Below are 23,440 nucleotides of genomic sequence, written 5' to 3' on the forward strand. Positions count from 1 at the left end.
GCTTTAGATTGAATAGCTGACTAAAAATAAAAGCAAACAGACACATATGGATAAGAAAAAACCAGATGCTGTCTGAAGACAGACCTGTTTTATGTAAGGTAAAAAGAAATACCTTTTCGTGACAGTGGGGGTAAACATAAAATATTAGCTCGGGAAGCCTTCGCCTGAATCAAAAAGATAACTCTATTCAGGCGAGGTCTGAAATTACTGCGGGTGGTCGCGGTGATACAGTGCCCATTGCTCAATACGCTCGCCAGACGGCAGCAGACAGTAAAGGGTACTGTCTGCCGGAGATATTCCTTTTACTTCCTGGCCGCCACGCTGAAGGCACCAGACGCTGGCAGGATTACGCATTATCATACGCTGCGGTTGCTGAGCGTGTGGAGTACAGGCTGTAAGTTGCAAAGCCAGCAGCATCACTGAAATGCCGGACATCTGTTTTATACGCATGATGAAAGCCTCGGGAATAACGTATTCAAAATAGGGATTGAAAGGGTACCACTCTGATCGACAGCTGCCCTGTCGTCAGTCGTTTACTGTGACCCTGCGGCAGCAGAGAATCGTCTGCCCTGCTACCCGTCAATCGATCCGGAACAATTAAACCTCAACAGAGTTTATGACTCCTCTGTAAAGCTCCAGTAGAGAGAGATCGTTAATAAACGCGTTAAATTCCATATCACCCCGCAAGGCGAATTTTCGCATCACATTATATTTGTGCGCATAGATGGTTTTTTCTGACAGATCCAGACGTTTCGCCGTCTGTCTGACGCTGTAACCTTTTTTTAAAAGGCTGAGCACCTGTAACTGCACCACTGTTATGCGAGCGAACTCACAATGCAGACAATCCGCTGGCAAAAAAGCGTGCATCCTGTCCTGAAAGGCCAGCCAGGAACAGATGACTTTCTGAGATATCGTACGAACAGAATCAAGTCGTGAAATAACAACCAGAGAGCGATAACAGACCGGAAGCTGCTCTGTCATAATATCGTCAGTCTGATTAACAAAAACCATGATAATGCTACCGGGCTTCCGATCCCGGTACGCAGGTTGACACATATATAAACGCCATTGCGAAACATTGATCAGGATAAAATCAGCCTGCCTGAGATTGTGGCTGTCAAAACCCGACAAAAACTCCACATTAGCTTCAGTTAACAATGCGCCCTCAATCACTTTTGAGATGCCTATCCTGAAGAAATAATTCTCTTCTGTACAAATGACTTTAAGATCCATTTTTCTCCTCAGGCATCTCAAAAACCTCCATAAATTCAGGTAAACTTCCCGTTAACCAGCACAAGCTCGCCTTTCTCTTTAAGCTCTTTAAGTACTCTGCAAATTGAACTTTTGGAAAGGTGCGAACTATTTTCAATCAGATACAGGGCAGAGAAACGTTTCTTCAGATGAGCCGGTAGTTTTTCCCAGCGTCCGATTAAAGAAATAACCTCATCGTAAGAGTTGCTCTTAGGCAGCTGGATGTAATCCATCAGATCTGAATACTGTCCTGAAAGAACGGACATGGCATCGTTGAAAAGATCTTTCTCAAAAATCAGCCGCCAGAACACATCATAATCAATGAAACTAACTTTGCCGTAATCTATTCTCTCCAGATAAACCGGTGGCTCATCCAGTGCCGGTGTGACACCAACAACAAAAGGAGCAGAGACAATGTTAAGCACTTTATTTTCACTTTTGAGCTTGAGCAAAAAATCGCCATCAAGAATAAACATAACCCGACGCACATTATCTTTCGTCAGGTGGTAACGGCGTTTTCCGCGCGAGATCTCATCCGGATTAGCCACCTGCGTATATCCTGCTAGTGCATCAATGATTCGTTCATGATTTTCAGTCACTCTATACATAATAATCAACTCAATCTAACTAACACAGGTTAGTGATTAGTAGCAAAATTAGTAAAGCTGGTTTTTATAATCTTCTTTTTCGCCTGGTGTACGACAATCTTCCAGTTCACACTTCTGATATCGGATAAAATACGTAATTGGCTTGACTATAGTAAAACAGGAACTGTGAAACTCAACACCATAAACATGCGAAAAGGGAGAGTACATCGCCAAACAGTGGCGCAGCAACCATACATTACACCGCTTTAAAGTCACTCAATTAGCATATTAACCCATCATGCCGTGACTTACTGAAACTGTTATAACTTTTTTCTATAAAAGAGAACCCAACATATTCATTTGAAGTTTCATGTTATGAAACAGATACAGTATTAACATGAATGTATGCACTTCAATAAAGAAAGCCGATAAATGAAAAGGTCAGAATCACATTGGCATCATTGTTAATTCTCCTGGAAAATTAAAAATACTCAACATCACTCCCTGGAAATGATTAAACCATAACGATGTCAATTAGGAGATTTAAATTAAAAAACGCCATGCATTTAGATTTATGTTCTGATTTATATTTGGTTTTCAGTTTTAAAATCCAATGCACTCAGAACCTCTTTTCGGTGCGTTTCACTTCTCAGCACAAATGATAATGTTTTGGCTGATTCCAGTAGCCTGATTCCAGCAGCGATCTCAGAAGCCACCACCTTTAAAGCAGAGCTGGCGCCGCTAGTCTCATTGCCCTGAACGGGATATTAACAGGCGTCCCTGCAGGGAGAGAAAGTGAATCCCTGACACAATAGACTGCCTATCGGCATCACTGTTTCGCGTTAAAAGTTAATCTCTTGTGACTTCTGAGCAGTGCTCTTATGAGATGACGTTTAACATTACTCGCCTTAATTTTCTCACTTCACATCTGATTCCACCGCTTTATTGTACGAAAAGGCGATGAGCAGATTGATTCAGCATGCAGTACGCAATGTGCTGCCGAATAATGAAGATTATCCATTAACTGGTCTTTGCAACGAATTCAGAAGGACCGGGAAGGTGACTGATAGTTAACTCTGTAAAAAATAAAACCTACAGCGTGACAGATTAAAAAATAGTGTGGAAAGGCGTTAAAGCACCCCATCGGGTTGAAAGTCCCGATGCGCTAACGTACCTGAGAGGGTAAATGTTGTTACAGAAGGTTTTTATCGCACCCTGGTCACAGAAAACATGGCTTAATAGGCCGTCTCTGTATAAATGTATACAAATTAACATTATCTTCACCTATTAACAAAAGCCAAAAATATTAACCCTGAATGTCAGCACCCTTCTCATTTGGGAATGATACAGCCACGCTGAAGTTAAATTAAGCTTTATTAAGATTACTTCAGAAGCAACAGATTGCCTCCGGGCTTAACCTTTAAGTGGTCGGACAAGATTATTTGTCCTGTCTGTAGCACGTCAACGCAGTCCAACTTTCAATAGGGAATTTGAACATGAAAAAAATCGCCTTTTTAACCGCATCTGTAGTATCTGCACTGTTAGCTTCTCAGGCATTTGCGGTCTCCAACAATACTATTACGTTCCAGGGATTGGTCACAGGAGAAACCTGTACCGTGACAGTCAATGGTAACACCGCTAAACCTCTGGTGCTCCTGCCAACTGTCAGCACCTCTGCGTTATCAAATGGTAATGTCGCGGGTAAGACAACTTTTGAAATTGGTGTTACTGGCTGTACAGGAAGTGATACTGATGCCACAACAATCTCTACCCAGCTTAGCGGTAATAATGTCACTAAGGCGGGTAATCTGGGTAACCTGGCAACCGAAGGTGCTGCGGAAAATGTAGAAATTCAGATTGTGAGTAATAAAGAAAATAAAATTATTCCATTTGGTGAGGGTACTTTTACCGGTCAGGGCCATCTGACTCTTGCTGCCGGAGTAAAAAATGCCTCTGCAACCTATACTGCGCAATATGTCGCCGTTGAAAAGGACGCAGTTGCCGGTGCGGTGGAAGCCACAATGCAATACGCCATCATCTACAAATAAAAAATCAGCATGGATGCGAAATATTTTTAATCTATAAGTGGATTTAATCAGGCCATGGATGGCCTGACTTACTTTATCCAGGGTCTGGTAGTAAAATTTCAACGGATGGTTATTATGCCTCGATTGCTTATCACTCACTCATCATTGCGTACCATTCTATTACTCCTTCTGTCTCTTGTTATTTACCCGCCAGCATTCGCCAGCGTTGTTATGACGGGATCTCGGATTATTTATCCCTCTGACGAAAAATCGGTCGATGTAAAACTGAAAAATAATGATGCTTTCCCGTACGTAATCCAGGCATGGTTGGACAATGGTGACGAAGAATCTACGCCAGCCACCGGCAAAGCGCCGTTCATCGTCACCCCACCGACATTCAGAATTGCCGCTAAAGATGGTCAGGTGCTGCGCATTTTCTTCACGGGTGCAAATTCATTACCCCAGGATCGTGAATCCGTTTTTTATTTTAATTTTCTTCAGGTCCCACCAGGCAATGTTTCTGGTGACACAGGTAATCAGATGATGTTGTTATTAAAGAACAGACTGAAACTGTTTTACCGCCCAAAAGGCCTTAAAATCAGCGCTCATCACATTTATGAACATTTAACATTCAGTAACGTATCGTCGCCCAGCGTACGCATCACCAATAGTTCACCCTATTACGTTTCATTAACCAAAGTCGTTGTCAGAAACAGAGTCGCAAAAGAGACTGCACCGATGATCGCGCCGTTTTCGTCTGTTGATGTGCCATTAACAGAACAGAAATTAACAAAAAGCGCCCAGGGAATAGAAATAGGCTTAGTGAATGATTATGGGGCAACGGTGACATATGAGTTTCCAATTCAAAAATAAAAAAACAGATCCTCGTCTGGCTATAATCAGTTGCGTTGTAAAAGCGGCTTTATTGACACAGACTGCTCATGCCGAAGAATACCATTTTGATAGTCGTTTGCTGGCAGGATCCGGTTTTGAGGAAGGCGTAGACCTTAAGCAATTTAACGAAAAGCAGATCACTATTCCTGAAGGTCAACAGCTTCTGGATATCAGCCTGAATGGCATAATAATAAAAAGTCAGGTGGCGGTGAATTTTCGCAGGAAGGATGCCGCCGATAAAAGTGCGCAACCCTGTATTGATGCCGACATGGTCAAACTGTTGCAGCTGAAGACCGGCCTGAAAGAAGCGGCTGAATCGCAGTGTCTGTTTCTGTCAGAGATCAGCAGTCAGGGTAACTGGAATATCCGCCAGTCCACGCTGACACTTGATTTTCTGATCCCGCAGATTCTGCTGAACCGCCAGCCACGCGATTACATCCCGACCTCTGAATGGAATGCGGGAGCTCCATTGCTTTTTTTGCGTCATAGCTCCAGCTTTACCCGCAATATTTTGCGCGACACGCACTCCAGCTATCTCTGGAGCATGATCAACGCAGGGGGTAACCTGGGCATGTGGCAGTTACGTCATCAGGCCAACCTCCGCTATATGAACAGCAGCGTCAGCACCGATCAGTACAAATGGAATGCTGTACGCACCTGGGTACAGCGTCCCCTGCCCTCTCTTTCCAGCGAACTGGTGGTCGGTGATGCCTACACTGACAGCACGATGTTTGGTTCAATGTCCTTCAACGGCGTGAAGATCGCGACCGACCAGCGTATGTGGCCTCAGGCACGTCGCGGATATGCGCCGGAAGTCCGGGGCGTCGCTACCAGCAACGCCCGTGTGCTGATAAGCCAGGCCGGTAACGTAATCTATGAAACTCAGGTCCCGCCAGGCCCATTTATTATTGACGACTTATATAACACCAAGAGTCAGGGCGACCTGAAAGTACAAATCGTCGAGGCTGACGGCAAATCATCCTTTTTCACTGTGCCTTATGCCGCAGTGCCGAGCTCAATGCGGCCGGGTAATCTGAGTTATCAGTTTGCCGCCGGGAAGGTGAGGAACTTTTACTCCGTCCAGAACACCTTTACTGAGGCCGTTTTGCAGTATGGTCTCAGTAACAGTCTTACCACCAATACCGGGGCGCGCTTCGCAAATGGATATCAGGCTTTACTGGCCGGTGGCGTCTACGCCTCTCCAGTTGGCGCGCTGTCACTCAACACCACCTGGTCACATGCGAGGGTAGAAAACGACATCACCAGAAGCGGCTGGCGTGCAGAGGCATCGTACAGCAAGAGTTTCCCCACCAGAACGAACCTGGTGCTGGCAGCCTATCGTTACTCGACTTCCGGTTATCGCGATCTGGAAGATGTACTGGGCGTTCGTCGTCAGCAGAATGGTGGGGCGGACTACTACTCCGATACGCTCAGACAGCGAAATCGCTTCTCTGCGACGGTAAGTCAGTACATGGGTGACTACGGTACCCTGTCTTTGAGCGGCAGCAGCACTGACTACTATCACAATCGCTCACGTATCTCAGAGATGCAGCTTTCATACAACAATATGTGGAAGAAAGTAAGTTACAACCTTAACCTCAGCCGGCAACGCTCCAGCTGGAACAGCAAAGACGTCTATAGCGTTTACGACAGCGATTACGATGCTAACCGCTATCAGAAATACACAGAAAACGTCATCTCATTGGGTTTTTCCCTTCCGCTGGACTGGCGTGATAGCCGTTCCACCGTCTCTCTGGATATGACCAGAGATAAAACGACTTCATCGGCAATGACCACCCTGTCGGGTTCCGCGGGCCAGGAGAGCGATTTTACTTACGCCCTCTATTCCAGTTACGACAAATACCGTGATGTATCTCAGGGAAAAAGCCATGCGATGCGCTGGGGAACGAACGTACAGGAACGGACGCGCCTGGGTGCCATTCGCGCCTCTTATGCCCGCAGTGATGATTATCACCAGCTTGGACTGGGCACATCGGGCACGCTGGCCATCCACGGGGGCGGTATCACCTATGGTCCTTACGCCAGCGACACCTTTGCACTGATTGAAGCCAAAGGTGCCAGCGGCGCGCGCATCAACAACGGTCAGGGTGCCAGGATCGATACCTTTGGCTACGCCATCATGCCATCGCTGGCTCCCTACCGTTATAACACCATCAGCCTCGACGGCAGCTCAATCTCTCAGGATGTTGAACTCGAAGGCGGTAACGTGCGCGTGGTGCCGGTGCATGGTGGCGTACCCAAAATAGCCTTTAAGACCCTGACGGGTACGCCGGCACTGATTCTCGCCTCGCAGGCTGACGGCACGCCTGTTCCGATGGGTGCAGAAGTTAAAGACAGCCAGGGCAACAGCCTTGGGATGGCAGGCCAGAACGGGCAGATTTACGCCCGTCTTCCCAACGCCTCTGGCACGTTGTTTGTCAGTTGGGGGAGCAGTAACACCTGCCGGATCAACTATCAGCTGCCCTCTAAAAAAATTGAGGATGCCAGCTTTGTTCATTTAAACGGCACCTGTATTCAGTGAGGAAGAAGATGAAAACAGCACATAGCCGCCTCAAAATCTGGCTGCTCGCATCCGCTTTCATAGTGTGTACGCCCGCGGCACAGGCGATTTGTCACAAGATAACTAAGGCGGGTGATCGGTTTAACGAACTGCCGCAGGAAGTGGTGAATCGGGGCTATATTGCAAAGTCATGGGGTACGGGCACAGGGGATGCCATAAGTGCGAAGCTTGACTTTGGGGCAATCAGTATCGGAACTGGCGCGGATTCACTTGCGCCAGCCGGAACCGTGCTGGCCTCTGCTGACATGCCATTTCTGACGAAAGGATTGAATGTCGCCTATCAAGCCAATCAGATTGTCTATAAATGTGCACTGTCCGACGCGGACAGCTTGTATGAAATTTATGCCCTGGCTGCCTCATATGGGGCAGAGTATGGTGGTAAAGCCGTGAGTGATGTTGAGGGGGGATACCGGACACCGGCACAGCATATCGCCTATCGCATAACTAACCTGAAAACCGGACTCTATTACAAGAGTGAATGGCAGGAGCGAAAACTGACCGCTGATGATTACATTACTGTAGGTTCACATATTTATATCCCGGCATCATCGTTCAGTAGCGCGACTTTCGAACTGATCAAAAGTGACGACGATTTCGGCCTCCCTACGCGAAATGCTTTCGGGCAAATAACCGTTCCGCAGGGATATATAGCGATCAGAACACCCTTTATAAACAATATCAATAAAACAGGTGAAGTTGCCTATCCACCCAGCTCTGGGTATGCCTCAGCAGTCTGGAGTATGCGCGGCGGTAACACCACTGTCATACAGGGAAAGAATTGTCTCGTTGGGGATTTTGACCAGGTTGTAACCCTGCCGACCATCAGCGCCAATGACTTGAGTAATGGCATGACCAGTAGCAATACCTTCAGCGTGGAGATTAATTGCGAAAAAGGGGCCGTTTCAGGTACTGAATCCAGCGATTCAAAACCGCCAGTCGCGATGGGTTTTCTGGTGACACAACCGACGGCACTGGCTCAGGCTGATGCCCTCGGGCTGAAAACGAGTGCCGGGGGCATCAGCCATTTACTCGACAATAACTACGGCACACAAGGCGTTGCAAAGGGTGTTGGCATCCGCATCTATGCTGGAAGCAGGGCGTTAAACCTGTTGTCCAGTAATGCAATAACGGGCACAGGTTCAGAAGCGGGCTGGTACGGATTTACGGAACTGCTGAGTAAAACCGGGTTATCGCTTAAAGGCGATAAATCCTATGCCGGTGTTTTTACGGCGTCCCTTGAGCAACTTCCGGGACAAACCGCACAGGGAGGATCGGTCAATGCGCAGGCACAGATTCTTGTCAGTCTGCAGTAGCCTGCTATTAGCCAGCGCGCTGACTCTTAGTGCTGGCCCGGCCAGCGCGGTAGTTAACAGCACCCAGAGCCGGCTGGTGTTCAATGAAAAGAGCGTGGCGGAGTCACTTACCGTGGTGAATTCTGTCAGATCCCCGGCACTGGTACAGGTCTGGAGCGATGATGACGATCCTCTCAGTCCGCCCGATCGCATCAGTACACCCCTTGTCGTCGTGCCGCCACTATTTAAACTGGCCCCCGGTGAATCGCGCAACCTGCGTGTCATGCTCATTTCCCGCAAAGGGATGCCTGCAGACCGCGAGCGTCTGTACTGGCTGAACATTTATCAGATTCCACCAAATACTGCCCAGAAGTCGGCGCTGGAGAAGAAAGTAATTTTGCCGCTGCGCATCCGTTTAAAAGTATTTATCCGCCCGACCGGTTTAAAGGAGCCGGAAGAAGATGTCGGTGAAAAATTACGGTTTATCCTCGGCCAGACACAAACTAAACATGCACAACTGACCGTGAACAATCCAACACCCTATTACATGACATTAGGGAGTATCACGCTCGGAAGAACACCGCTGAAAGCAGAGATGATTGCACCCTTTTCGTCTCTCACCCTTGCGGTAAAAGAGATAAGTGCCGATCACACCCTGAACTGGACAGTAATCGATGATTACGGCAAGCATATACCTTATAAAAGAGAGTTGAGCAGCCAGTGAAAGACACTACACACAAAACAATAAATATGACCTATTTTCATAAGTATCATATGTCATACGATTTAATTACCTCGTTCCTCCGGCAGGAAATGAATAACACGCAATTTGATCTGCACCATTTTCCTGATGTAAAAAGTTTACTGAAGGCCGCAGAAGAAAATCGCATCGACGTGATTATTATCAATTCCGCCTGTCTGTTTGATGGATCGTTCCGGGAGACAGAAATCAAAAAGGTGCTCAGCGTACTGTGTGGCAATGAAAACATCATTACTGTTTGTTTTACTCAGAACATGCGGTCTGTGCTGCTGAAAAAGATGCTTGATGCGGGTGTAAACATCATGCTCAGTCTGCAGGATACCCCGCAGGAGCTGGTCAACGCACTCAGAAGCATCATGCCTGCATCGTCAGCAGAAACCTATATTTCCCGCTCTGTGCATGAACATTTTCAGGAGGAGTGCACAGATTTAACACCCAAGGAGTGGGAGGTCATCAATCTGATTCAGGAGGGTTATTCGCTGTCAGAAATAGCGTCTAAAAAATGTCGCGCAATGAGTACTATTTCAACACAAAAAAGAAACGCCATGAATAAGTTACATCTGAGAAATGAAACAGAGCTATTGCGCTTTCTGCACCAGAACGCATTTTTTTAATTCGTATTAATTTCGGAATCTCATGCTGAAAAAATTTTTATTCCCGCTGGCGGGAGGATTATTGCTGTCCGGTCAGGCCGGTGCGCTGTCACTTCAGGAGTCGCTGATGGCTGCAAACAGTTATAATGCAGAAATGAACGCTGCCCGCAGTGAACATGATGCCGACGGGCAGAAAAAATATCAGGGCTTTGCGGGATTACTGCCGGCAATCTCCATTGACGGTGCCTGGGTTAAAACGGATCAGCCGGATGCGGCCTATTCTGCCGGTGTCACCCGCCACAATTATAGCGTCAATCTGACACAGCCCGTTTTTGATATGGCAAAGTATGCCACCTGGCGCAGAAGCGTGGTGATTAGCAATCTGGCCGATGTCAATCTGCTTATTGCACAGCAGAAAATGATCGCCAGTGTCACCACGGCTTATTACGACGTGCTTTATCAACGCAGCGTGCTGGAAACCAGTCATCGCATTCTTGCTGCCTTCAGTGCACGGCTTAAACAGACACAAAAAGCGCTGGAAATAGGCGACGGCACCCGGCTCGATTTAGCTGAAGCACAGGCCAACTATGATAAAGCCGTGGCAGACGAACTGGTGGCAGAAAACGATCTGAACGATGCCAGTCTTGCTTTCCGTCAGCTTACTGGCAGGGATCCCCGGAGCATCCCAGACAGCAGCATGCGCTGTGTGCGCTTTCCCGACAGGCTCGTTCCTGAACAACTGAAACGCGATGCCGCTGCTAACAACCTCGACGTACTTGCCGCTATTCAGACGCACAAAGCCAGTGAGACAGACATTCTGTCCGCCACCTCCAGTCATATGCCGGTCGTCACCCTGCAGGCTGGGTACGGCAAGAACTGGAGTCGGGCAGAAAACGGCAACTATCTTGACACGCTTTTTGGCACCACCTCTAAAACTGATAACACCCAGATTAGCGTTAATGTTTCGATCCCCCTGTTTGGCGGGGGTGGCCCTGTCTCACAAAGTCTGGAAGCGGCGCACCGTTTCGAACAGAGCAAAGAGCTGATCACCGATGCCAGACGCAAAGCGGAACAGCAGGCCATTCAGGCGGCGTCCGGTGTGCATAACAGCCAGTCCCGGATTAAAGCCTGTCAACGCGCAATCGCCTCAGCAGACAAACGCCTGAGTGCCACCCGTTATGGCCGCGAAATCGGTCAGCGCACCCTGATCGATGAATTCAATGCAGAAAAGGATTATTTCCAGGCCGTGCAGGATCTGGCACAGGCGCAGAACGCGCTCATCCAGTCAATCGTCAAATTAAAAGCGGCCACTGGCTCGCTCGACTACGCCGCGATGAAAAGTTTCAGCTGTGGCGCGGCATAACGGGAATCGAATAGATGAATAACGACTTATTTCGCCAGGAAGCGCTGGATGCTAAGAAAACTAAAGTCCTGGGCTCTGTTGCGTTGTATTGCCCCCCTTTCCGCTGGGTTGTCATCACGCTGATCGGACTGCTGGTTGCCGTCATGATCGCCTTTTGCATCTTTGGCACTTACACCAAACGTGAAAGTGCGCAGGGTGTACTGGTACCGGAAAACGGCATGATGACGATTACAGCGATGAGCACCGGCACGGTTATCGCTCTGCCCGCCCGTGAAGGTGAGAGCCTGCAAAAGGGCAGCCTGATCGCCACCGTCTCATCGGAAATTTCAACACGCTATGGCCAGACACGGGAGGCGATCGCGGCCCAGCTGGAGTTTCAGCAAGCAGGGCTGAAAAATCAGCTGATCAATCTTGAGCAACTGCACACCGAAACGCTGAAATCTCTTGAGGAAAAGGTCAGTTTACTCGGCCAGCAATCGGCTGAACTGGAGACCATTTTTCGCCAGCGCACCCAGCAGATTCAGCTGTCCAGAACACAGCTCAATAAAATGAGCGCCATGCGCAAAGAGGGCTACGCCTCCAATACGCAGGTAGAACAGCAGCAGAATGAGTTGCTTGATGCCAGCGTGCGTTTACAGGATGTCGCACGTCAGCGTATTGATATCCGCCAGCAACTGGCTCAGGCGCGGCAGCAGCTGCGTGAGCAACCCCTCTCTTATAACCAGCAAAAAAACGAGTTACAGCAAAAGCTTTCCGGGATTACGCAGTCGATCATGGAAAACGAATCCCGTCGTTCGATTGAGCTGCATGCGCCGGAAAACGGCACCGTCAGTGCCGTGCTGGTCAAACCGGGACAGATCGTCACGTCGGGTCAGACCGTGGCGATGATGCTGCCGGATAATGCGCGTTTGCAGGCAAGGATTATGCTCAGCAGCCGCGCCATCGGCTTTATCCGGCCAGGCCAGCGTGTCGTGCTGCGCTATCAACCTTTCCCATGGCAGAAGTTTGGCCAGCAATACGGCACCGTGCTGGAAATTTCAAAGTCGGCCCTGTCACCGCAGGAAGTCGCCAGCCTGACCGGCGATGGTCAGGTGAAAGAGTCGATGTATCAGGTGAAAGTGGCGCTGGATAAGCAGACGGTGCAGGCCTACGGCAGGCAGAGCAGCTTGCATGCGGGCAGTGCGCTGGAGGCAGACTTTATCGTCGATAAACGACGCCTCTACGAGTGGGTTCTGGAGCCATTAAACGCATTGGGCAAAATGACGTCCTTATAATTTCATTATCTTATCAGGTTACCTATGGATTTATTTCACAAACTGAATTTGTCATTTCGCCAGAAACTGCCCGTTTTACGTCAGACCCAGGCGGCTGAATGTGGCCTGACCTGTATCGGCATGATTGCCGGCTACTATGGTCATCACACCGATATGGTCTCGCTGCGCCAGCGCTTCCCGACCTCCCTTAAAGGCAGCACGCTGGCGAATGTGATGTCATTCGCACAGAGCATAGGCATGGGCTGTCGTGCGGTTCGCCTCGAACTGGATGAACTGGATAAACTGAATCTGCCCTGCGTTCTGCACTGGGAGATGAACCACTTTGTCGTGCTGAAAGGCATCGCTAAAAACAGGCTCATTATTCATGACCCGGCGCGTGGCATACGCAAAGTGCCGATGGATGAAGTCTCCGCCTCATTCACTGGCGTCGCGCTGGAACTTTATCCCGGCGCCACCTTTGAGAAGAAAAACGAGAAAAAATCGATTTCCATGCTGAGCCTGATCCGTAACGTGTCCGGAATTGGCTCTGCGTTCGTGCAGGTGGCCTTACTGTCACTGGCACTGGAATTTTTTGGCATCATCACGCCATTTTACATGCAGTGGGTGATGGATCAGGTGCTGGTCTCTGCGGACCGTGATTTGCTGACGCTGCTCGGTGTCGCCTTTATCTGCATCACCCTGTTTCAGAACCTGATTTCAGCACTGCGAAGCTGGGTTACGACCTGGTTCTCCAGCATGCTGAGCGTACAGTGGTCATCCAATCTGTGCGCCCATCTGCTGGGATTACCGCTCAGTTACTTTGAAGAACGTCATGTTGGCGACATTCTTTCGCGCTTCGGGTCCATCGGCAATATTCAGAGCACGCTAACCGGCCGCTTTATCTCGTCTGTTTTCGACGGGGTTATGGCGCTGGTTACCCTCGGCGTAATTTTCACCTATAACGCCACCCTGACCTGTGTGGTCGTTGGCCTGTTCCTGCTTTATGCACTGATTCGCTGGATCTCATTCGAACCCTTTCGCCAGGCGAATGAGAATCAGCTGATGGCCTCCGCCGTAGTGCAGTCACAGCTGCTTGAATCGATCCGTGGCGTGCAGGCGATCAAGCTCAACAATAAGCAGGATCTGCGCGTTTCGACTTATACCAATGAAACCGTGGAGTCGACAAACAAAGGGATTACGACGCAGAAACTCTCGATTGGATTCAACACGCTGCAGGGGACAATTTCCGGCGTTGGCAAAATTGTTCTGATCTGGCTGGCTGCGGCGCAGGTACTGGACGGTAACTTTACCAGCGGGATGCTGGTGGCGTTCATCTCGTTCTCCGATCAGTTTATCTCTCGCTCTGCGGGCCTGATCAACGCGCTGATCGAATTCAAAATGCTCCGCTTACACGGTGAACGTCTCTCCGATATTGTCCTGACGGAGAAAGAGCAGAATATGGAAAGCCACATCGCGCTGGCGGAAGAAACAGGGCCGGTGCGTCTGGATATCAGCGACATGACCTTCCGTTATTCAGCCACTGACGAAGAGATCTTCTCTGACTTCAGCCTGAGCATTGCGGCCGGTGAATCTGTCGCCATCATCGGCCCCTCCGGCCAGGGTAAAACGACGCTGGCAAAATTGCTGCTCGGACTGCTCAAACCGAACGCCGGTATGATCAGCATTAACGGTATCGACCATACAAAACTGGGAATGACGCATTACCGCGATCTAATCGGAAGCGTGATGCAAAACGATATGATGTTTGCCGGCTCCATCATGGACAACATCAGTTTCTTTGATGCCAGCCTGGATAAAGCCAGGGTCGAGTGGGCAGCACGTATCGCCCAGATACATGGCGACATTATGGCAATGCCTATGGGCTACAACAGCATGGTGGGCGATATGGGTTCGTCTCTCTCCGGAGGGCAGGTGCAGCGTGTCATCCTCGCCCGCGCGCTTTACCGCCAGCCGCGCCTGCTTATCCTTGATGAGGCCACCAGTCATCTGGATGTGGCCAGAGAGAGTGCCATCAATGATGCGATAAAGCACATGAGCATCACCCGCGTCATCATCGCACACCGGCCGGAAACGATCATGAGCGCAGACCGCATTATCCAAATCAACCGCCATGGCGTGACCGAAATCACCAAAGCAGAGTTTGCAGCTTTAGTGAACGCCTCACAGGTGACGCTGGAAATAAATTAACAGAGGGCACTGTTAAGTGCTGCCCAGCCCTGAAACCAAGGAGTGAATATGAAAAACAGTCTAATCTGCCTGGAAGGCACGCTTAAATTTGACGAAGAAGTCAGAACTCAGACAATTAATGTTGTGGCATTCAGAACCGGCCAGCAGATCACCATCAACCGCGACCGGCTTGCTGAAGGACAAACCCTTGGCGAGAATATTGCCTTACAGGTCAGTAATGCCGAAAAAATATTTAATCAGTTCAACCTGGTAAAAATGGAAGAGGTCAATGATGGCCATGCATTTACGAAGACTTTCCAGGTGATTTACAGCTTTATAACCGGCCAGGGCGGCAGTCAGCGAGTCTGGCAGGTAACCTATGCCTGTCTGCTGGCTGATAATGTTACGATCAACTTCACGTCAATTTACCCTGATGAAGTATCCATGAAGAATGAGATGCACAGGCTGGCACATTGCGTAAAGTCATTTACGCTTAACAACACCTGAGGTATTAACACGGATTTTAAAATGGCCATACCAGATACAAACACAAAAGCTGAAAGAAATTAAAAATAGAAGTAATTCTATTTAAGAGGCTTCAGGTTAAATGCATAATTAACGCCGAAAATTAACATTAATAACACCACCTGCCATCAGTGACAGGGTCAGGAAGTGACCGTGCGTGATTTCAGTATCACGGAAGCTGACGTTTGCACCGCTGAATATTCAGGAGGAATGCTTCAACCGCGTTCTGCTGATATCTGCAAGGGATGTTGCGGTCGTCGTCATCATCGGGAATCACTCAACGGGCGTAAAGTCGCTGACAAACCCGTGCCAGCTCATTTCCTGACTGAAGCATAACGGCATAACGCCGCAGCAAAATTAATCGGACAAGAGATAAAAAGAGAAGCGCTAAGCCATTCACTTTATCGTCAGAATATTGAATGTGTAATCCTGATAGGTTATCCATGTAGCACAGGATAATAATTCAGAAAGGCATGCTGTAATAAAAAATGCCTGCTTTACCTGTTTTGAAACAAGACAGCATGTCACTGCCGTCATTTTGAAACAGCCTATGAAAAGTCATATTTTAACTTCTCAAATGAGAAGATAAGACATGGCTTAACTTTAAAATTAATCTGAGGAAATAATAATGCGCGATTTAAGCATGATGGAAATTGATGCCGTATCGGGTGCGGGCTTATGGGAATCACTCACCAGCAGCGTTCTGCTGGCAGCGGCAGGCTACGCTGCGGGTGCCACCATCGGCGGCATGCACGGTGGCGACGGTGGCGGTATCCTCGGCATTGGTGCCATTGGCCAGCTGGTGGGTATGTTGGGTGCAGGCATGATCGGTGCCGCGGCGGGTGCTGTCGCCGGTGCAATTATGGGCTGGAATGATTCAGAGTCAGTATATGCACTGGTCAATCAGTTTATCACTAACGCTTTCAACGGCACCTTCCAGGATAATGCGGCAAGCCGCTTGATCTGATGCTTATATGACTGGCTTTGACAAGGTGCAGAACATTCTGCACCTTTTTTTATGTCCGGTAAAAGCGGGCTGCGTTGTGACGCTGACCCTATAAAAATTCCCAAATGAAAATGGAATCTTAAAATGTCGCACAGATTGGAGGTAACAATAAGGGGGTAAAAAAGCTAGACTCAGATTTTTCTGCTGAGTTTAGCCTGATGCATAATCACTACATCATTAATGGATTTATTGAGTTTCATCCTGCGGCCAGTACATTGCGTAATCTGAACGATCCAGAAAAATGTGTAGTCCTCAATTCTCCGGCAGGCCGCTGCCTCTTATTATTAATCACACGAAATGACACGATTATTACGCAGCAGGAGTTTATGGAGATTGTCTGGGAGAAAAATGGGATGCTGGTTTCTCCCAATACCTTTTATCAGAATATTTCTATTCTGCGGAAGGGTTTAAAAAAGGTCGGGCTGGCGGAAGATCCTGTCGTAACAATCCCACGCGTCGGTCTGACACTGGCCAGTGGAACAGATATAAAGAAACGCAGTAGTGAAACGCACGTTGATGGCAGTCAGGTAAACACACACTCCAGAGATGAAGATACTTTTGCGGAAGAACCTTATGATGAGATGAGCCTGCCACCCTCAGCGGATACTGAACCGAGCGAGCGGCTGGTGGCGCACGCTGCCCGGCAGGAGTCGGGAGCACCGCTGAAATCTTTCCTGCCAGCGGTTTTACTCTGGACCATGAGCCTGGTCGCACTGATTCTGCTGATGGTAATTCTGAAAACTCACAGCGCATCAGATGCGCCCCGCGTCCATTTTGATGAGTACCCTTTTCTGGCAGATATCAATGGATGCCGGGTTTATATTGCCGACAAAGATGCCCGTTCAGAGGAGAAAAAGAAAACGCTTTCTCTGGTTGAAAAATTGAAAAGTAGCTGCAGCCATTATCCCTGGGTCTATGTGACGCATTATGCGCTCCTGCCCAGAACCTCAGTCATTCGCTGCAATAAACCGATGAGCCAGAAAAATCAGTGCATTTCAGAATATCATTTCAGAGGATTGAATCCGGGTGATTAAAAAAACGCTTATCGTACTAACGGGTATCGTAATTTTAATGGAGGCGGCTTTTCTGGCTTACCCCTATCTTCAGCGCCGTCCCACAGAAAGTTTTAACTGTGTTGCAAACTTAGTAGAACATTACAGTGACGACATTTATCATCTGTCACTCAACTATATGATTCGCGATAACTTTGCGTTAGCCCATATCACCGGTTATTCAGAAATGAATCCTGGAAAGGTGTTTAATCGTAAAGTCTCCTTCAGCCTGCAGCGCAATGGCGATATCTATTATATGTCCGCTGAAAAAAACATCAGGCTACCGGATGACAATCTCAGTGATGACGAGATCAGCCAGTATCTCTCGCGGTTTTTCATCGCCTCTGAGAAAGAAGTTTATATGCGAATCATCAGGCAGAAGAACAAAAACTTTCTTTTTATGGTCAACTTTATCCCGACCTATATCTGCAATTCGATATCAGGTTAACAACCTCTTAGTCCGATGCAGGGAAGAGCGGATACACTCAAAGCCTAACGTCCGCTTTCAACGCTTAACAGGCCCCTGCAGAGGCCTGCCTTCATTCAGTAACGCTTGCAGGTAAACAGATAGGAGAGCGGCCCGCTAATCAGGTAGGCCTGCTGATCCACCTGGCGCACATCCAGCTGCAGGTAGGTCGGATCCAGCGTGATCTCCGCCAGCAGCAGATTGAATACCGCATCCGGGGTCGTATCGTTGGTTGAGGTGATAATCGATTTAATTTTATAGCGATAAGTATCGCTCTCTATTTTTCCCCCCTCGCTCAGTGCAATACGGCGATTGAGCGTGGTGACCTTATCTCCCAGCGTGACCTGCCCGTTGAGTAACAGATAACCCGAGTGCGCATCAATAAAACGCAAATCCTGCGACACCGCAAACTCGACTTTCTTCCCTTCCTGACGACTGAGATCGTAGCGGCTGAACGCCGAGCATCGGAACGGCAAATCAGTTTCCTGATGACGATAAAAATTGATGGCTGCAAAGGTAACCAGCAGCAATATGGCCAGCGCTGCCGTCAGCGTAAGAGTGGCGCTGCGTTTCAATTCATTCTCCAGTCGAGATAATAAACGTTGTCACAGGAAATGATGTGCCCACGCTCATCAAGATTACAGGCTGACAGCATCGTTCTGCCGTAGTTCGTGGTGGTGAACGCCGTGTTTTTATCGAAATAGATCCGTCGCCCGGCGCTGCATGATTGATTATTCTCCCGGAGCATCTGCAGTATCTGTTGATCAATAGACTCGCGCTCTACCACATCCAGGCCTTTCAGCAGTACCGCTTCACAGCCGCCCGCCAGTGGCACAGTGGTCAGCCCGCTGTTCTTCTGCGCAGGATGGATGAAGATGTAAAAGCTGAAGGCAACGATGAATATCGCCAGAAGAATCAGGGCCACACTCAGTTGTCGGGTCCTGCGCATCGGCTTTGCCACCGGAGCCAGAGAGGGTTCCGGCGCGGTGACGTTATCCGGCGGCACCTCGGAGTCTGTGCCCGCTACCGGCTCCGGCGCGATATCAGACACCGCCACCGGCTGAGCCGTTTGCCGGACAATCCTGATCTCCGGATTCAGTCGGATGCCAATCTTCGGCAGGGTCATTATCAGATTCTGGCAACCATAGGCCGCAAGCGCCCTGCGCAGAATACTCAGATACTGATTCAGATTACTGTTAGAGCCGCGCAGGCCATACCGGTCCCACACCTCTGTCAGTAAGGTGTCACGCGACAGGATTTCTCCACCAGAATTCAGCAGCTGCTCAAACAACCGGCCGGAAGAGATACTCAGGCTCAGCGACTCCTGAGTAGGTATATGGCTCAGCGTACAGTCATCTGAATTATACGTAATCTGGTCATCGATAATGTAAATCATTAAGAAATCACTGAATTTGCGCTCATTGCCGACAGTATAATTCAGCTGAATGGAAGAAGCACCAGGCAGGGTTAATCCGGTAAATTAATACCGAAAACATTCGCTTAACAGAAACATCGCCGCCGGAATGTTCACTATTCTCCGCACCGCTTACTTAATAGCAGCACCTCCCGTTATTAACGCTTCGCTCATGGCGCCCTGTTCCGGCAGCTTTATAAATCTGTACCTTTCCTGACAAAATTAGGGCTGCCCGGCCGCCTGCGGTTTTATTTCGACACTACAATTAATCGCACCAACATCATTTCAGAGAACGTTGATGAATATTGCAGCTTTTGATATTGGCGGTACCTCTTTAAAAATGGGCGTGGTGGACGATCGGGGAAACATTCTGACGCAGGAGAGCGCCGACATTTCCCACAACGCGCGGGACAAAATTCTGGAAGAAATAGTGGGCTGGCTGGAGAAGAATCCCGGCTGTGAAGGTATCGCCGTGAGTACGCCAGGCTATATCGACCCCGATAAAGGCTTTATTGAGATGGGCGGCACCATCCGTGACTTTGACGGGTTTCATCTGAGCCAGTGGCTGACGGAGAAAACCGCCCTGCCTGCCACGGTGGAAAACGACGCGCACTGTGCCCTGCTGGCGGAATACTGGCTGGGCAAAGCGAAAAAACTGAACGATTTCCTGATGCTGACCATCGGAACCGGGATGGGCGGAGCCGCTTTCTGCAACGGTGCGCTGATTCGCGGTGGCCGGAACCGGGCAGGTGAGTTTGGCTGTCTGCTGACCTCACGCCCCACCAGCAGCGACATTGAACGCCACACCATGAGCCAGAGCTGTACCATGACCGCGCTGCGGGAGAATTACAGTCAGCTCACCGATCGGCCTGTCGATGACGTCAGTGGCAAAGATGTGTTTGACGCCTGCGATCGCCAGGAAAAAACGGCACAGCAGGTGGTGGAAAAATTCTACCAGGATCTTGCGGCCTGTTTATATAACCTCTTCAGCGTCTTTGATCCGCAGATGATATTTATCGGCGGCGGCATCACGGCGCGGGAACCGTTCCTTGAAGAACTCTCTGAGCAACTGGCAAAGTATCAGATTGATATTCGCATTGATGCGGCCACCTATGGCAATGACTCCGGCATGCTGGGCGCAACATGGAATTTCCTCCAGCGCCAGCCACAGAAAAATTAGCTGACCGGTCAGGGTCATCTGGCCCGCAGGCAGCGTCAGGATAAGGGAGGCGCTCAACCCTCTCTGTCGCCTCCCTGTCGCGTCGGCTCAACTCCGGCGCATCAAACAGGCTGAGTGCTATACCGGTCAGGGTAAAGACCAGCAGATACAACAGGATGAGCGCGACAAGCAGAGCACGGTGACTGCGCATCCCGCTTATTCCCACGTAGCTCAGAAGGTATAGCTGAGGGCCAGCGTAACCCCGGCACCGTCATGCCGTGCGACAAGGGGACTGTCGGAGGCAGATTTATCGAGCCAGCTGTAATCACCCGTGACGCTGGCTGCCCAGGCAGGGGTCAGCTGATGACTCCAGGTCAGACTGGCATCCGTTCCGTAGAATCCCCCCGAAGCGTTATACCGTGCAAACCCGCTGCGCGCACTCTGCTGGCTGTTCACCCCGTACCAGGTGTTCATGTAGCGTCCGTCACCGAACAGACCGGCCACCTGCAGCGCCAGGGTATCGTCCGCGGTCTGCCAGGGGATCAGGGTGACCGACGTCCGGTACTGCACACCCTGGCTGTCACTCAATGGCAGCGTCGCTTTACCCTCCAGCACCAGCCACGGCGTTACAGACCAGCCCAGCGCCAGCGCGGTATTGACCGTCGCGTCGATATTTCCCATTCCCCGCAGCCGGTCATCCCCGTCACGCCAGGAGGAATTCCGGTCTGAGCGGCCCAGCCCGTAGCCCAGCGTATGCTCAAGGTAAAGTCCGTTATCCGCCTGCAGGTCATAACCGATACCTTTTTGCGAATCGAGAAAAAACGCCCCGTCGCGCGCCTGAATCACCGGCATCACCTGCCAGTGATTCCTCTTTGCGCCGCTGTAGCGCGGTGCGTTGATGCCCGCAATGCCCAGCGTCATGCTGGGAGGCGGCGTGGGACTCTCTTCGGCCATCGCGGCGGCGGCACTGAAACCCAGCGACAAACAGACCATGTGAAGCGTTATTTTTCCGGTTATCATCACGTTTCCTCATTATCACATCCGGTGCGGAGCTGGGGAGTCAGTACCGCGTCACCGGAGGTGAGTATGCGAGGCGCGTATCAATGAACGGCCAGGGATTTATGAAGAAACAGTCAAGGTGGTCCGGAAATGCAGGAAAAACGTGTACTGATTATTGAAGATGACGCGGATGCAGCGGGCGTCCTTGAGGCTTACCTGAAACGTGAAAACTATGCGGTTACGATAGCCGGTGACGGACCGGGCGGGCTGGAGGCGGCCAGACGCTGGCAGCCCGATCTGATCCTGCTCGATATCATGCTGCCCGGCATGAACGGCACCGAGGTGCTGGCAGCGCTGCGGCGGCGTGACGATACCCCGGTGATCATGGTCACGGCGATGGGTGACGCGCCCGATCGCATCGGTGCGCTGCGCTATGGGGCCGATGACTATGTGGTAAAACCCTACCATCCCGGTGAAGTGGTGGCGCGCGTGCAGGCCGTTCTGCGCCGCAGCCAGCCGGCCGCGGCCGCGGCCGGGGTCCTGCGCTGGGCCGGTTTAACGGTCGATCCCGAGGCGCTCACCGCGGTCGTGGAGGGTGACAGCGCCGCCCCACACCGGCTCGATCTGACGCCCACCGAGTTTTCCCTGCTGGTCACGCTGATGCGCGCTCCGACGCGACCCTTTACCCGCCTGTTTCTGCTGGAGCACTGCCTGCCGGAAAGTGATGCGCTGGAGCGCGTAGTCGATACCCATGTCTACAACCTGCGCCGCAAACTGGAAGCCGCCGGCATCTCTGATGTGCTGCCGGCGGTGCGCAGCGTCGGCTACCGGTTCAGACAGCCATGAAGAACGCAACCCACACCTCACTGTGGCGCTGGATCTGCATCCGGGTCCTGTTGCTGGCGATAGGCAGCGTAGTGCTGATCGCCCTCTGTATGTGGCTGCGATTTGCGGTGCAGGCGGTCTGGGTCTACCACCGGATGCCCCCCGCGCTGGTGGAGGAGTTCACCCGGCTGCGCCAGCATCCCGCCAGCGATCCGGCGCGCTTCCATCAGATAGTCGATCAATACTGGGGCATCAATTTTTCCGATCCGTCGCTGGCCTCCTCTGACTGGCTGACCGTCATCCTTCTGGTCGTGGTCACCATTCCGCTTATGGTGCTGATCGCGCTGCGCTTTGCGCGTCCGCTCTCCGCACAGTTCAGCCAGCTGGCAACGGCGGCGCGTGCGGTGTCGCAGGGGGAGTTTGGCCGCCCGGCGGCGGTCGTTGACGCGGCTCCGCAGGAGCTGGTGCGCTTTACCGAAGACTTTAATCAGATGACACAGCAGCTGGCGCGTTACGAGCGCGAGCTGCGCGCCTCTCACGTCGCGATGGCGCATGAACTGCGCTCTCCATTGACGGCGGCGATGGGCCGTCTGCAGGGCATTCTGGATGGCGTTTTCCCGGCCGACCCTCAGCAGCTGGCGATGATCATGAAGCAGCTGACACAACTGAGCCGGCTGACTGACGAACTGCATCTGCTGTCACTGGCGGATGCGGGGCAGCTTACGCTGAACCCGGAGTGCTTTAACCCCGCAGAGCTGCTGCGCGAGCGCACCGGCTGGCTGCTGCCGCAGGCAGAGCAGGCAGGCCTGACCCTCCGCGTGAAAGCCCCTGACAACCTGCTGCTCTGCGCCGATGCGTTCCGGCTGGGGCAGGTGGTGACCATCCTCTGCGAAAATGCGCTGCGCTACGCGGCGGACGGCGGTGTGCTGCTCATTTCCGCCAGCCGGGACGCCCGGGCCACGATACTGACCTTTCGTGATTACGGTCAGGGCGTGGATCCGGACTTCCTGCCACAGCTGTTTGACCGCTTTACCCGCGCCGACTCCTCACGCGCCCGCCACTCCGGCGGCAGCGGACTGGGATTGTCCATTGCCAAAGCCATTGTCGACGCGCACGGCGGGACGATCACCGCCTCGCTACCCGCCGACGGCGGCCTGCTGATTCGGATAACACTCCCGGATCGATAAATTGTTCTGACTTGACCAT

General features: G+C 50.8%; 22 protein-coding genes. 16 read left to right on the forward strand and 6 right to left on the reverse strand.

What is annotated here, in order from left to right:
* Nucleotides 1-204: 204 nt before the first annotated feature.
* From FJW00_RS09040 to FJW00_RS09050, 3 genes are all read right to left on the reverse strand, one after another.
* Nucleotides 205-450, reverse strand: coding sequence for a putative hemolysin (locus tag FJW00_RS09040; RefSeq protein ID WP_336794733.1), 246 nt, complete (start codon nt 448-450; stop codon nt 205-207).
* A gap of 147 nt (nt 451-597) precedes the next feature.
* Nucleotides 598-1,233, reverse strand: coding sequence for a helix-turn-helix transcriptional regulator (locus FJW00_RS09045; protein WP_140923721.1), 636 nt, complete (start codon nt 1,231-1,233; stop codon nt 598-600).
* Nucleotides 1,234-1,268: 35 nt separating this feature from the next.
* Nucleotides 1,269-1,799 (reverse strand): helix-turn-helix domain-containing protein, encoded by a 531-nt coding sequence (locus tag FJW00_RS09050; protein ID WP_009093185.1) that lies wholly within the window; start codon nt 1,797-1,799, stop codon nt 1,269-1,271.
* Between the two features lie 1,535 nt (nt 1,800-3,334).
* Between FJW00_RS09050 and FJW00_RS09055 the strand changes: the two genes are divergently transcribed.
* The 13 genes from FJW00_RS09055 to FJW00_RS09115 all read left to right on the forward strand — a co-directional run bounded on the left by FJW00_RS09055 (nt 3,335) and on the right by FJW00_RS09115 (nt 17,819).
* Nucleotides 3,335-3,886, forward strand: coding sequence for a fimbrial protein (locus tag FJW00_RS09055; protein ID WP_058957525.1), 552 nt, complete (start codon nt 3,335-3,337; stop codon nt 3,884-3,886).
* Between the two features lie 54 nt (nt 3,887-3,940).
* On the forward strand, nt 3,941-4,738 hold the full coding sequence (locus FJW00_RS09060; RefSeq protein WP_140923723.1) for a fimbrial biogenesis chaperone: 798 nt from the start codon (nt 3,941-3,943) through the stop codon (nt 4,736-4,738).
* On the forward strand, nt 4,716-7,301 hold the full coding sequence (locus FJW00_RS09065) for a fimbrial outer membrane usher protein (RefSeq protein WP_140923725.1): 2,586 nt from the start codon (nt 4,716-4,718) through the stop codon (nt 7,299-7,301). Before FJW00_RS09060 ends, FJW00_RS09065 begins: the two co-directional genes overlap by 23 nt.
* Before the next feature lie 8 nt (nt 7,302-7,309).
* Nucleotides 7,310-8,653 carry a fimbrial protein gene (locus tag FJW00_RS09070; RefSeq protein ID WP_140923727.1) on the forward strand — a complete coding sequence of 448 codons (1,344 nt, stop codon included), beginning with the start codon at nt 7,310-7,312 and terminating at the stop codon, nt 8,651-8,653.
* Nucleotides 8,619-9,356, forward strand: coding sequence for a fimbria/pilus periplasmic chaperone (locus FJW00_RS09075; protein ID WP_033736879.1), 738 nt, complete (start codon nt 8,619-8,621; stop codon nt 9,354-9,356). The genes FJW00_RS09070 and FJW00_RS09075 overlap by 35 nt, the downstream gene beginning before the upstream one ends.
* An 89-nt stretch (nt 9,357-9,445) precedes the next feature.
* A complete protein-coding gene (locus FJW00_RS09080) occupies nt 9,446-10,006 on the forward strand; it encodes a LuxR C-terminal-related transcriptional regulator (RefSeq protein WP_050544673.1) in 561 nt (186 codons plus the stop codon).
* Nucleotides 10,007-10,028: 22 nt separating this feature from the next.
* A complete protein-coding gene (locus tag FJW00_RS09085; RefSeq protein WP_009093192.1) occupies nt 10,029-11,348 on the forward strand; it encodes a TolC family outer membrane protein in 1,320 nt (439 codons plus the stop codon).
* A gap of 14 nt (nt 11,349-11,362) precedes the next feature.
* Nucleotides 11,363-12,622 (forward strand): HlyD family secretion protein, encoded by a 1,260-nt coding sequence (locus FJW00_RS09090; protein ID WP_140923732.1) that lies wholly within the window; start codon nt 11,363-11,365, stop codon nt 12,620-12,622.
* A gap of 24 nt (nt 12,623-12,646) precedes the next feature.
* Nucleotides 12,647-14,809, forward strand: a complete 2,163-nt coding sequence (locus FJW00_RS09095) for a peptidase domain-containing ABC transporter (RefSeq protein ID WP_140923734.1) — start codon at nt 12,647-12,649, stop codon at nt 14,807-14,809.
* 48 nt (nt 14,810-14,857) lie between these two features.
* The gene (locus tag FJW00_RS09100) at nt 14,858-15,295 is read left to right on the forward strand and encodes a DcrB-related protein (RefSeq protein WP_058957534.1); all 438 of its coding nucleotides are present in this window, start codon (nt 14,858-14,860) and stop codon (nt 15,293-15,295) included.
* Nucleotides 15,296-15,941: 646 nt separating this feature from the next.
* On the forward strand, nt 15,942-16,280 hold the full coding sequence (locus FJW00_RS09105) for a hypothetical protein (RefSeq protein WP_009093197.1): 339 nt from the start codon (nt 15,942-15,944) through the stop codon (nt 16,278-16,280).
* 197 nt (nt 16,281-16,477) lie between these two features.
* Nucleotides 16,478-17,353 (forward strand): winged helix-turn-helix domain-containing protein, encoded by an 876-nt coding sequence (locus FJW00_RS09110; RefSeq protein WP_140923736.1) that lies wholly within the window; start codon nt 16,478-16,480, stop codon nt 17,351-17,353.
* A complete protein-coding gene (locus tag FJW00_RS09115; RefSeq protein ID WP_140923738.1) occupies nt 17,346-17,819 on the forward strand; it encodes a YqeJ family protein in 474 nt (157 codons plus the stop codon). Before FJW00_RS09110 ends, FJW00_RS09115 begins: the two co-directional genes overlap by 8 nt.
* Before the next feature lie 95 nt (nt 17,820-17,914).
* On the opposite strand, the gene FJW00_RS09120 is transcribed toward FJW00_RS09115, so the two are convergent.
* Both FJW00_RS09120 and FJW00_RS09125 read right to left on the reverse strand, forming a co-directional pair.
* A complete protein-coding gene (locus FJW00_RS09120; protein ID WP_009093200.1) occupies nt 17,915-18,412 on the reverse strand; it encodes a FidL-like protein in 498 nt (165 codons plus the stop codon).
* Nucleotides 18,409-19,233 carry a transcriptional regulator gene (locus tag FJW00_RS09125; protein WP_140923740.1) on the reverse strand — a complete coding sequence of 275 codons (825 nt, stop codon included), beginning with the start codon at nt 19,231-19,233 and terminating at the stop codon, nt 18,409-18,411. Before FJW00_RS09125 ends, FJW00_RS09120 begins: the two co-directional genes overlap by 4 nt.
* A 316-nt stretch (nt 19,234-19,549) precedes the next feature.
* On the opposite strand from FJW00_RS09125, the gene FJW00_RS09130 reads away from it, so the two are divergent.
* On the forward strand, nt 19,550-20,431 hold the full coding sequence (locus FJW00_RS09130; protein ID WP_140923742.1) for an ROK family protein: 882 nt from the start codon (nt 19,550-19,552) through the stop codon (nt 20,429-20,431).
* Between the two features lie 210 nt (nt 20,432-20,641).
* Here the strand turns inward: FJW00_RS09130 and FJW00_RS09135 are convergent, their stop codons facing one another.
* Entirely contained in the window at nt 20,642-21,430 is a 789-nt protein-coding gene (locus FJW00_RS09135) for a MipA/OmpV family protein (protein WP_140923744.1), read from the reverse strand.
* A 129-nt stretch (nt 21,431-21,559) separates the two neighbouring features.
* Between FJW00_RS09135 and FJW00_RS09140 the strand changes: the two genes are divergently transcribed.
* Both FJW00_RS09140 and FJW00_RS09145 read left to right on the forward strand, forming a co-directional pair.
* Complete coding sequence (locus FJW00_RS09140; RefSeq protein ID WP_140923746.1) at nt 21,560-22,255, forward strand: response regulator; 696 nt, start codon at nt 21,560-21,562, stop codon at nt 22,253-22,255.
* Nucleotides 22,252-23,421, forward strand: a complete 1,170-nt coding sequence (locus FJW00_RS09145; protein WP_140923748.1) for a sensor histidine kinase — start codon at nt 22,252-22,254, stop codon at nt 23,419-23,421. The genes FJW00_RS09140 and FJW00_RS09145 overlap by 4 nt, the downstream gene beginning before the upstream one ends.
* Nucleotides 23,422-23,440: the final 19 nt, after the last annotated feature.

The organism is Pantoea anthophila, from assembly GCF_006494375.1.
GTDB classification, from domain to species: domain Bacteria; phylum Pseudomonadota; class Gammaproteobacteria; order Enterobacterales; family Enterobacteriaceae; genus Pantoea; species Pantoea anthophila.